Here is a 13144-nt window from a genome sequence, read left to right on the forward strand (position 1 = left end):
ATGACATCCAACACCCCCACCACCGTCAATGCTTACACAATTGACGGCGATCTGTTTAAAGTCCTCAAAAATGATGAGGGGCAATACTCACTGTGGCCAGCAAAAAAAGCGACCCCAGCAGGCTGGACAGAAACAGGCTTTTCAGGATCAAAGGTCGAAGCTACAGAATATGTGGATCGTGAATGGACTGACATGCGTCCATTGAGCCTACAGAAGGCGATGGCGACACAGAAGTGATGCGTGATTCAAAGATGCGTGTACCGCTCACCAGTGCCCAGCGTTTTATCTGGTACCACCAGCTCATTAATCCCTCGTGCCCAGCATACAACGTTGCTCAATTCATTCGGATTAAAGGTCCCGTTGATCTCTCAGCAATGAACAGCGCACATGACTGCATCGTACGCGGCACTGAGATTTTTCGTCTGAGATTTGGTAGCGAGCAAGGCGAGCCGTATCAGTACGTCGTCCCAGCCCGAGGTACCGAGCTCGAGCGATGGGATCTGCGCGCATCGAACGAACCTGAAGCGGATGCCAGAAAGCTATTAGAAAAACTTGAACTCGAACCGATTGATCTGGAAAACGGACCGCATTGCCGGTTTGGACTGATCAGAGTCGCCGATCAAGATTGGATTTACTACTCGCTCTTTCATCATCTCATTATTGACGCAGCCGGAGCGGCGTACTTCACTGAAGCAATGGCCGAGTGCTATCGAACACGCGCCACTGAATTTATCGATCGAAACATTAGCTGGACCGAAGCTGTCGCTCAGGATGCCCACTACAAATCAAGTCCCGTCTGGAACGAGGACAAAGTATTCTGGAAAGAAAAACTCGCCGGTGTTTCATCACCCGCCACATTGTGCTCCAAACCCCTCAAGCGACTCGATCTGTCCAGGCCCCTCTCGGTCTCGATGGATATGCCTCGGGCTCTTTACTCCGAGATCACGCAATGGGGTGTCTCAACCAGCCGAAGCGCCTACGCGACCTTTGCAACCGCCGTCATGCTGTACCTCTCCAAGATGACAGGAGGGAGCGATATTTGCGTTGGAACACCCACTGCAGGACGCATCAAAAACACTCGAACAATCATTGGAATGCTGGCCAATGCGGTGGCACTTCGCGTACCAGTCTTAGGAACAGAAACGGTATCCGAACTCACCAAGCGTATTGCGCGTGAAACGCGCATTGGTTTGAGACACAATCGCTTTCCCTACGGCGAAATCAGTTCGATGTATCGCCAGATGAATCTGGACGCACCTTTTACTTTCTTGATCAACCACCTTGTATTTAATCAGCTAATCAATTTTGGAGATGCCACTGGTTTAGTTGAAACAAGAGGTGCCGGCGCGATCGCCGACGTCGAGCTGCAAATCTTTGATCGCTCCGATGATGGTCCTGTGCAGATCAGACTCGATTACAACGCCGAACGTTACAGCGAAGAGCAGGCACGCGATCACCTTTTACGCCTGTATCGGCTTCTAGCGCGATTACCCTCTTTGACCGATACGCCAATTGCCTCGATCGCGGTCCTGGATTCTGATGAGCAATCTCAAGTACTCAGGCAATCGTCAGGCACACCGTTCGAACTCGATCCTGCAATTCAGCACCTCCCAGCGCTGTTTGAAACACAAGTTTTGAAGCAGCCAAATGCCGCCGCGCTCATGTACGAGGACCAAGGCAGGCTGGCAGAACTCACCTACGCCGAGCTTGATGAGCGCGCCAATCAGCTCGCACGCTATCTCATCAGACAAGGTGTGGGCACCGAGCAAACAGTCAGCATCCTGTTGAGACGTTCTCCAGAGTTGATCGTGGCCATGCTTGCGATCCTCAAGACTGGTGCGGCATATCTGCCCTTGGATCCAGACTACCCCGCAGAGCGCTTGAAGTATCTGATCGAAGACAGCGCGTCGCAACATGTCATTTCAATTTCAGAATATCTGCAGGTTCCTGAACTGGAAGAGGCGCTCGGTGATCAAAAGCGCATCGACCTCGAGGACTTTGCGGTCAGTCTCAATATTCAAACGCTTGACGCGAGTACGATCACTGATTCTCAACGCCTCAGACCGCTTCTGCCGGACAACCTGGCTTACATCATCTATACCTCAGGGTCGACTGGCAATCCCAAGGGCGTTGGCGTACCACACCGCGGCGTGTTGAATATGGCGCATGCCAAGGATCTATATCTGGACATCCAGTCTGGAGATCGTGTGCTGCAGTTCGCCTCACATGCATTCGATGGAAGTGTTCAGGAGATCTGGTCTGCTTTTGCGGCAGGTGCCACACTCGTGCTTCCCGCCAATGCGATGCGCATGAATACGGCCGCCAATATCGCTGAACACCTTGAGCAGTTTAGTGTCACACATGCGACACTCCCGCCTGCCTTGGTCAAACTTTTAGATGAAAGCGCGCTCGCGCCGCTGCGCACACTTTGCGTTGCGGGTGAAGCCTGTCCTCCCGAGCTGGTAGAACGCTTTGCCGGGAACCGGCGTATGGTCAATGCCTACGGCCCGACAGAGGTCACAGTCTGTGCGGCAATGAGTCCACCACTCGCACCTCTCCACTCGCTAACAGTCAGCGATTCCGTGCCGATTGGCGCGCAGATTCCAAATGTTGACGATTACATACTGGACGCCTCACTGGAGCTTGTTCCCGACGAAACAGTTGGCGAACTTTACGTTGCGGGTGCAGGCGTGACACGTGGCTACCTGGGTCGCCCTGGACTGACTGCGGAACGTTTTATTGCTTGCCCGTTCGGCACTCCAGGACGTCGCATGTATCGAACCGGCGATCTTGTGTTGCGCAAGAAGAATGGCTCGATGGTGTATGTGGGGCGCGCAGATACCCAAGTCAAAATTCGAGGCTTCAGGATTGAGCTAGGTGAAATTGAAAAAACCTTGCTTGCCAAGTTTCAATCGCTTGCACAAGTCGCTGTGATCGCCAGAGAACTCTCAGGAGAGCTTAGACTGGTTGCCTATCTGGTGGGACACTCCGGCATTGAGCAACCAGAGCAAAGCCGCCTGCGAGCCGAACTCTCGGGATCACTTCCCGAATACATGGTTCCAGCCTACTTCGAATATCTGGATGATTTGCCCCTCACTGCCCACGGGAAACTCGACGTCCGCGCTCTGCCTGAGCCAGGTGCTCAAACCGACCGAAACAGTTTTAAAGCTGCCAGAAATGCAACTGAACAAATTATTTGTAATCTGTATGGATCACTGACCGGGACGACTCCGATCGGTATCGAAGACGACTTTTTTGCTATTGGCGGACATTCACTGCTCGCCATCAGCCTTGTGACTCAATTGCGCGAACAACTTGGATGCGAAGTTACCCTGGACAATGTTTTTGAATATCCGACGCCAGAAGCTCTCGCCTTACAAGTCACTCAGAAAATACGAAACGATGCTCCCACACCTTCTCAAGCTGAGCCCGGTAAAGGACAGCTCGGAGAAGGACGCGTTGTTTTATCTTTGGGTCAAAAAAGGTTCTGGACGCTGAGCCAACTCGATCACGCAAAGTCCGCCTATAACTTACCCTTTGCCGTTCAGCTTCAAGGTCCTCTCAACCTGGATGCGCTGAGGCTCGCCCTGTCTGCTTTACTGGAACGACATCAGCCCTTGCGCACTCTGATGCAAGAGACGAGTGACGGACAGATTATTGGAACCTTGTATCCTGAGGAAACATCGAAAAATATTCTCCAGATATTCACACCCTCTGAATTTTTGCAGCAAACACAAGACAGGCAATACTCAAAACAGGTATTCGAGACAAGTGATCATTCACTCATCGAGTCTTTTATCGATTACGCGAACAACGTGCCTTTTGATCTCGCGCGCGACTTGTCATTACGCACCATGTTGCTAGAGCTCGCGCCACATGATTACGTTTTAGTCGTGACGCTTCATCATCAGGCAGGAGATGGGATTTCGAGTGTTCAACTCTTTGCTGAACTCGAACAGGCGTATCAGGCTTTCTTGGATGGTCGAACTCCTGACTGGGCGCCACTCAATATTCATTACAGCGACTGGGCAGCCTGGCATCACGAAACGCTCGAGTACGGGCTGCACGAAAAAATTGAACGCGCCAAAGCACGACTCGCTCACGCACCCGAGTACCTGAGCCTTCCCGTGGATTATCCGCGAAAAAACAGCCGTGAAAAACGTGCCGGCTATGTTCGCCAACAACTTCAACCCTCGGTCGTTCAGGGCTTAGAGACACTTGCTCGTACGGAACAAACCACCCTGTTTGCGGCGATATTGTCTGGATATGCCGCCTTGCTGTCGCGCCTGTCGCGTCAAGAGTCTGTGGTCATCGGCTCGCCTGTCGGTGGCAGAACTTCACGCCAGGCTGAATCTCTGGTGGGCTACTTTGTCAATACGGTAGTGGTCCCAGTGACGGTTTCTCCGAGCGAAACCGGCATTGACCTACTCAGACAAACACGTAGCAATCTCACCGCGGCACTGAGTGATCAGGAGTTGCCTTTTGAAAGACTGGTCGAGGAACTGAATATTCCTCGGTCGCTTGGTCAAACACCCGTGTTTCAAGCGATGCTCGCCTTTCAGACCGATCAACCCCTTTCACTTAATTTAGCTGGATTGCAATGCGCGACACAGCCCGTGAAACTGGCGCACGCGAAATTTGATTTAACGCTTTATCTAACGCCTCTTGAAAACGGCGCGATGGAATGTGTTTTTGAATATGACGCAGATCTTTTCGCGCAAGTCAGCGTAGAGCGCTGGGCACAAGCTTTTATCCAAATACTTGACGGTTTGCAACAAACTCCTCAGCACCCAGTCGTCCAACTGAACTGGATGACGGTTGAGGAAACTCAAGAAACGATTCAAAAGAGTGCGGGAAAACTGTGTGAACTGACACCCGAGCCACTCACACTCGTGTCCAGGTTTAATGAACAAGTCAAGCGTACACCTGATGCTGTTGCGTTGATGTACCAACCGTTTCATCAACAGTCTGATACTTTGTCCGCGGACTCTCTCTCTACCCTCACCTATGCCCAGCTCGATCAGCGTTCCAATCAATTGGCGCGGCATCTTTTGGGACAAGGCATTCAAAACGACAGTATTGTCGCGATCCTGATTGATCGCGATCCCTCAATGATTGTGGCGATGCTTGGGGCGCTTAAAGCCGGTGCAGGCTATCTTCCGCTAGATCCAGAGGTGCCCGACGAGCGCCTGGCCTTTATGCTGCGTGACAGTCGAGCTCAGGCTCTTCTGACGACGACCGCACAGCTCAAGCGCCTTGATCAAATGACTGGCGTGACGCAAGTAATTGCTCTGGACAGTCCTGAGATCGAGACAACCATACGCACAAAGGACAACACACCATTAGACGATCAGGAACGTTCTGGTCCTCTATTGCCCGAACAGCTCGCTTACCTGATTTATACCTCTGGCTCGACTGGTACGCCCAAAGGCGCAGGGAATACCCATCGGGCGATTGTTAATCACATGGACTGGGTTCAGTCTGAAATGCGCCTCACGTCCGGCGACCGTGTTTTGCAAAAAACGGCGATTGGTTTTGACGTTGCTGTGTGGGAGTGGTTTGCTCCACTGATGTCAGGCGCCACACTCGTGATTGCAAAACCGGGCGGTCAAAAAGATGCTGCCTATTTGCATCAAGCGATCGATGCATTTGGTATCACGATGATCCATTTTGTCTCCTCGATGCTTGAGCTGTTTCTTGAGGAGCAACAAGGACTCGAGCACAAATCTTTACGGTTGATCGTCACCAGCGGCGAAGCCTTGAGCGGCACCCTCCAAGACAAAACTCTCAAAGCGTTTCCACATGTCGCTTTTTGGGATCTTTACGGACCCACCGAGGCTGCCATTCACGTGTCGGCATGGCCTTGTCGCGCGCAGGACGGTATCACTCCGCCACCAATTGGTCTGCCCGTCTGGAATACCCATTTATTTATTTTGGATCCCGCGCTGGAGCCCGTTCCTGATGGCGTTGTGGGAGAGCTATACATAGCCGGTGAAGGTCTGGCACGCGGCTACCTTGGCCGTTCAGCACTGACCGCGGAAAGGTTTATTGCCTGTCCATGGCTTCGACCCGGCTCACGCATGTATCGCTCTGGAGACTTAGCTCGCAAGCGCGCTGATGGGGCGATTGAGTATCTTGGACGTGCTGATGATCAGGTAAAAATTCGTGGTTTCAGAATTGAACTGGGCGAAATCGAAGCAGCCTTGCTGTCAACCTCGCCGGAAATCAGCCAAGCGGCTGTCGTGACGATCTCAAGCGGCTCAGAAGCCCGCCTGGTGGCATACCTTGTCGCACATCATGCCCAGCAACATGCCATTCCGGATACTGCCACCCTGCGTGCTCGCCTCAGCAATCGCCTGCCAGACTATATGGTGCCCGCGCACCTCATGTTTCTGGATGCTCTGCCCCTCAATCCGAACGGTAAACTCGACAGGCGCGCCCTGCCTGCGCCTGATCTAAGCCTCAAGACAGAAAATTATGTCTCGCCAGTGACCGACACAGAAAAGCATTTATGTCGGCTCTTTGGCGAAGTCACAGGCCTGCAAAACGTCAGTGCAGACGCCAGTTTTTTTGCCATTGGTGGACAATCGCTCACTGCAATGCGTCTGGTCGCCAGAGTGCGCAAAGAATTGGGCGTGGCACTCCCTTTACGATTGTTGTTTGAGCACACCACGCCACAAGCTCTTTCCCCGCACCTTGAGAAACTCACCCGCGAAATTGGCATTCCACTGACAGCCGGGCTGGGTCAAAGAGCAAATGACGAGGTCATACTTTCCTTTGGGCAGCGCCGCCTGGGCACTCTGGACCGCATTGATGGTCCTTCACCCGCCTACAACATGTCCGTCGTCTTGAGTTTGAAAGGCAAAATTTCATTCGAGGCACTGGGACAGGCATTCGTGAATGTGATTGAACGACACATGCCTCTTCGCACCGTCATGAAAGAAGATGATCATGGTGTGCTGTTCGGTCATTTACTGCCCGTCCCACTCATGAATCAGGTTTTAACTGTTGAGACAGCATCAAACGCCGAATCACTTCGCTCAAGACTTAAAACAGAAGCAGCGCGTCCCTTTAGGTTGGATCATGACTACTCTTTACGCGCGCTCTTAATCACGCAGGAACCCGAGAACGCCAGCTTGCTGATCACAGTGCATCATCAGGCAGCAGACGCGATTTCTGTCGGGATTTTGGCCCAGGAACTGAACCAAGCCTATCAGGCCCATTGTCAGGGTTTTACGCCAGATTGGAGTGAGTTATCGATCTCCTACGCAGACTGGGCCGCATGGCAACAGATCAATCTAGAGGCCAGCGCAAAGTCACGAATCGATAAGATCAGACTTCGTCTGTCTGATTATCCTGAACTCCTGACACTGCCGCTCGACCGTCCAAGAATGACGAATAGCACTCGTCCGGCAAAACATACACCGATCAAGATCGACGCAGAAAAATCAGAAAAACTACGCACTCTTGCTTCACAGCACGACACTACATTGTTTGCGACGCTGTTAGCCTGCTATGCCGCAACACTGGGTCGCCTATCTGGTCAAAACGCAGTCGTCATTGGATCGCCGGTTGCCGGACGCCAGCACATTGAAACAGAGGGGTTGATCGGCTTTCTGCTTAACACACTGCCCATCCCCATGCAGCTTCCTCCACTCATGACTGGTTCCGCACTGATTGAGCAAAGCAAATCAAGTGTCAATACTGCGTTGGTGGATCAAGACATTCCCTTCGAGCGTTTGATCGAAGACCTTGGGGTGACGCGATCTTTGCATCACAGTCCTCTGTTTCAAGCGATGTTCGCATTCCAGGCGGATGCCGCTACACCTTTTACGTTAGGAAACCTGCTGACTGAGCAAGAAATTCTTGGATCAGCCTCAGCAAAATATGATTTAACTTTGCACCTGCGACCTGCAGATGATGGCAGTCTGGTTGGTTCGTTTGAGTATGATTGCGACCTCTTTGATACTGAAAGTGTTGAGCGCTGGGCACGCGCTTTTGAATCATTGACGTACGCGCTTGCTTCACAGCCCGAGTCCCCGTTGCTATTACTGCCGCTGATGGACGAAGTCAGCCGCACACACACCCTCGCCGCCGGTCGCGGCGCGCAAGTGATGCTGGACGAGAGTGAGCTGACACTTTCTGGCGCTTTTGAAAAGCAAGTGTTACTGACGCCCGCAAACATCGCACTCGAATTTCAAGATCAGCGACTGACGTATCAAGAGCTCAATGCGCGCGCCAATCAGTTGGCACACTATCTGATTCACGCTGGTATTCGTTGCGACGATGTTGTCGCCATGATGCTTGACCGTTCGCCAGACATGATCGTGGCCTTGCTCGCCATCAACAAAGCGGGTGCCGGTTATTTGCCGCTTGATGTTGATTATCCTGTCAGCCGTCTAGCCTATATGACTTCCGACAGTCGGGCCAAGATCGTGCTGACCCAGACGCATCATCTTGATATGATCCGCGAGGTAATCGCTCAGCATAGCCTCGGCACACAAACACTCTGTCTAGATCAGAAAGAGCTTTGCGAAGAAATTTCAACACAGTCGAAAAAAGACGTCACGAATCGAGATCGCAGTGTGCCTCTGACACCGGACCAACTAGTGTACATGATGTATACCTCAGGCAGTACTGGTCATCCCAAAGGTGTCGGCTTTTTACATCGTTCCTTGATGAATCTCGTGAAATGGCAACATGCTGTGATTCCCAGCCATGCGCTGCGCGTCTTGCAGTATTCACCCATCAGCTTTGATGCCTCCGCGCAGGAGATTGCCTGGGCATTTTCAAAAGGCGCCACACTGGTACTGGTAGACAATGAAACGCGTCGGGATAGCCGCGCACTCGCGCAATACATTCATGATCACAAGCTTGATCATTTGTACGCGCCCTTCGTGGTCCTCAATAATCTCGCGGATGCTAAACAAAGCTTCGAAGTTGAGGGATGGCCTGAGGCTGTCTTTACCGCAGGCGAACAGCTTCAGATTACGCCCGCCATTCGGGCCGCTTACCAGGCACATCCGAAATCTCGCCTGCACAACCTGTACGGACCCACAGAAGCCCATGTCGTCAGCTACTACTCGATGGATGAGGATCAGACAAAGTGGGAAGAGTTCCCTCCGATCGGCTATCCCATCTGGAATACTGATCTCTACATTCTGGATGCCTCACTAGAGCCCGTGCCGGACGGCATTCTGGGAGAGCTTTACCTGGCAGGCGTCGGATTGGCGCGCGGATACTTTAATCGCCCGGGACAGACCGCCGATAAATTCATCGCCAATCCATTCGGTGAACCAGGCTCCCGCATGTATCGCACCGGCGATATCGCTGTGCGATTGCCCAACGGTGCCATTCAATTTTTAGGTCGCGCCGACGAACAAGTCAAAATACGTGGCTTCCGTATCGAACTCGGTGAGGTGGAAGCAGTCCTGCTCAAGATATGTCCCGCCCTGAGTAAAGTTGCTGTCGTCGCCCGACAAGTGGGTGAGACTAACAAAGACAAACGGCTCGTCGCCTATCTCGTGGGTCAACCAGGCCAAACCCTACCAGACGCGTCACAACTTCGTCTTGCCTTGCTCCAAACACTGCCGGACTACATGGTTCCAGCGCATTTTGTCGTTTTGGAAAAATTGCCGCTCAGCCCGGCTGGAAAACTCGACAGACGCGCTCTACCCGACCCCGTGAGCATGAATGGAAGCGGCGCGATTGAAAAAACACGCATTGCTGCCAGTACAGACAGCGAACGTCTTCTGGTGCGCTTATTTCAGGAAATCACGGAATGTCACGAGGTCAGCGCTGACGACAGTTTCTTTGCGATTGGCGGTCATTCATTACTTGCAATGAAGCTTGTCGCCAGAGTTCGACAGGAAACTGAAAAAACTCTACCACTCCGCTCCATTTTTGAACATCCAACTCCCCAACAACTGGCGGTTCACCTGGATGGCATCACCAAACAATCTAGACGCCGCATTCAGTCAGGCATGGGAAGAATTCGTAATGACAACTAAGCTCACATTGTCCTATGGTCAACGTCGCTTATGGGCACTGGATCGCTTGGAAGGCTCCTCCGCGAGCTACAACATGCCCTTGGCCATTCGAGTCAAAGGGATATTAGATATCGAGGCCCTTAGAAAATCATTTGTCGCGCTCTGCACCCGTCATGAGGCGATTCGCACAGTGATGCGTGCCTCGGAGAGTGGTGAACCGGTCGGATATCTTCTTGATCCGCCAACAACGCAGGACATCATTGAGATTATTGATTTACGAGATCTTAATCATGCCGATCCCGAGCGTGCCGAACGATCCGTGTCCCAACACATTCGCGAAGAAGCCGCAAAGCCATTCGATCTGGAACATGATCTTTCCTTGCGCGCCGGTCTGATTCTATTGAGTTCGATTGAATCAGTATTGATGCTGACCATGCATCATCAAGCTGGCGACGGTATCTCACGTAACATCATTGCTCGCGAACTCGATGAAGCCTATTGTGCGTTTTCACAAGGCAAATCGCCCGACTGGGCCGAACTGGAGATCCAATACAGTGACTGGGCCGCTTGGCAACAGGATAACCTCCAAGACGGTCTCGCCCCTGCTGTAGAACGCGCCAAATCGCGATTGAAAGACATTCCAGAGTTACTGACCTTGCCATTGGATCGCAGTAGGCATCCGGATCGTGCTCGTCGCGCTCAAGAGGTCAAGCTTTCAATTCCAGCAGAAACAGTCTCTGCGCTGGAAGCTCTTGCACGCCAGCAGAACACTACGCTTTACACCACCCTGCTATGTGCCTACGGTGCAACCCTGGCCAAGCTCGCAAGACAGAATGCGGTTGCGATTGGTTCACCTGTATCGGGTCGTGACGATGTCGATACCGAGTCAATGGTGGGCTTTTTGTTGAATACGGTTGTGATGCCCGTTACTGTGTCAGATGTCCAGACTCCATCACAACTGATCGCGCAGACACATCGCACTGTTCAGGATTGCCTCGCGGACCAGGACCTCCCTTTCGAGCAACTTGTCGAGCATCTAGGCGTCAGCCGCTCGCTGTCTCACGCGCCTGTGTTCCAAGCCATGCTCTCCCTTCAAACACAGGGCGAGACGAGTTTTAAACTGGGTAGCCTGCGCTGCACACCCGAGTCTGTCGGTCTACCGACCGCCAAACTTGATCTGACGCTTTATCTCACTAAACAGTCCAATGGTGCACTTGCTGGAAGCTTTGAGTATGACGCGGATTTGTTCGAAGCGTCGTCTGTCAATGTCTGGGCTCAAGCCTTTGCTCACTTGCTCCAAGGTTTTGTCGAACAGCCCGACGCTGCGCTGGTCACGCTTCCGGTCATGGATCCATTCACGCGAGAGACAGTCCTGTCGCACTCTGCAGGTGCTCACATTGCGATCAACGCATCGCACACCTCGCTCATGGAAAGGTTCACAGCGCAATCTATCCTGACACCTGATGCTCCAGCACTTATCGCCGGCTTGGACACAGACACCAAGACCATCACTTACGCTGAACTGGATCGTGCATCGAATCAGCTCGCACGGTTTTTAATCGCGAAGGGTTTGGGACCGGACAAGATTGCTGCAGTTCTACTGAACCGCGGTCCGGAAATGGTGATAGCCATGCTGGGTATTCTGAAGGCGGGTGCAGCATATCTACCCCTTGACCCCGAATATCCGCAGCAACGTTTGGACTTCATGTTGACGGATAGTCAAGCTGTTGCTCTTCTGACAAGCACGGACAGACTAGAAAGCTTTAGCCAAACTGCAAGACCCGGTCTGGTGATAGAAATGGACTCACCAATCTCGGGCGAACAGTTGAGTCAATATGCTGATTCGACCCTCATCCGATCTGAGAGAAATCAGCCCTATCACCCCGAGCAACTTGCATACCTGATTTACACCTCTGGCTCGACCGGCACACCCAAAGGCGCGGGTAATACACATCAGGCCCTGACAAACCGTCTGGACTGGATGCAGGACATTCTCAAACTCAATGCAAAAGATCGCATCCTCCAAAAAACTGGCATTGGCTTTGATGTCGCAGTTTGGGAATGGCTGCTACCTTTGTTGACTGGCTCAGCACTGGTGATGGCGCGTCCCGGAGGTCAAAAAGAACCTGAGTATCTCGAGCAAATGATCGATGCACACAAAGTATCGGTCATGCACTTCGTGCCCTCCATGTTGGCGGTATTTTTACAAAGCATTCATTCACATACTTGTTCAAGTCTTAAACAAGTGGTCATGAGTGGAGAAGCCTTAAGCGCCACGCTTCAAAATCAATATCTGACACGTTTTCCTCAAGCCACACTGTGGAATCTCTATGGTCCGACAGAAGCTGCGATTGATGTGTCGTTTTGGAAGTGTCTGCGCAGTAGCGCCACACTCCCGCCTCCGATTGGTCGTCCAATCTGGAACATCCAACTTTACGTGCTGGATCCCGGACTCGAGCCCGTAGCACCGGGTTCAGTTGGTGAGCTTTATATCGCAGGTGAAGGTCTCGCACGCGGCTACCTCAGCCGTCCGGGACTGACGGCCGAGCGATTCATCGCCAATCCGTTCGCAAGTGCAGACAAACTTGGATCGCGCATGTACCGGACTGGCGATCTGGCCCGCTATCGTTCAGATGGCGCGATCGAATACTTTGGCCGTGCAGATGATCAAGTCAAAATTCGAGGTTTCCGAATCGAACTTGGAGAAATCGAAGCTGCCCTGATGAACAAAGTCGAGGCGCTTGCCCACGTCGCTGTCCTGGCGCGTGACATGCATGGAGATAAACGCCTCGTTGCCTACTTGGTTGCACGCGAAGGACAGGCGATCCCGGAAGAAGCATTATTGCGTGGAGCTTTAGCCTCGAGCTTGCCCGACTACATGGTGCCAAGCTATTTTGTCGTACTGCCAACATTGCCAATCAATGCCAATGGCAAACTCGATCGTAAAGCCCTACCTCTTCCAGAGGCACAGACCTCCAATCAATTATTCAGGGCGCCTCAAACCACCAAAGAATCACTCGTTTGCTCCTTATTCTCGGAGGTGACAGGACTCGCTCAGGTAGGTTTGGATGATGGTTTTTTCAGTATCGGCGGGGATAGCATCTCAGCCATACGCCTGGTGAGTCGAGCCCGCGCGCAAGGTTTGGTCTTTAGTG

At 52.4% G+C, this 13144-nt stretch carries 3 protein-coding genes (1 of these 3 running past the window's edge); all 3 read left to right on the forward strand.

All coding sequences use genetic code 11. The features are described 5' to 3' along the window. Tightly spaced (each overlapping or abutting the next), the 3 genes in view from QWY30_RS05050 to QWY30_RS05060 form a layout consistent with a single transcriptional unit that may run on beyond the window. Complete coding sequence (locus QWY30_RS05050) at positions 1 to 237, forward strand: MbtH family protein (RefSeq protein ID WP_290238811.1); 237 nt, start codon at positions 1 to 3, stop codon at positions 235 to 237. After that, entirely contained in the window at positions 237 to 10010 is a 9774-nt protein-coding gene (locus tag QWY30_RS05055) for a non-ribosomal peptide synthetase (RefSeq protein ID WP_290238812.1), read from the forward strand. The genes QWY30_RS05050 and QWY30_RS05055 overlap by 1 nt, the downstream gene beginning before the upstream one ends. Further along, positions 10000 to 13144 carry the start of a non-ribosomal peptide synthetase gene (locus tag QWY30_RS05060; RefSeq protein ID WP_290238814.1) on the forward strand. 16202 nt of this gene lie beyond the right edge of the window, so the window shows 3145 of its 19347 coding nt (coding positions 1–3145); its start codon is at positions 10000 to 10002; its stop codon lies off the right edge, out of view. Before QWY30_RS05055 ends, QWY30_RS05060 begins: the two co-directional genes overlap by 11 nt.

Source organism: Zwartia panacis, assembly GCF_030410395.1.
In the GTDB taxonomy this organism is placed as follows: domain Bacteria; phylum Pseudomonadota; class Gammaproteobacteria; order Burkholderiales; family Burkholderiaceae_B; genus Zwartia; species Zwartia panacis.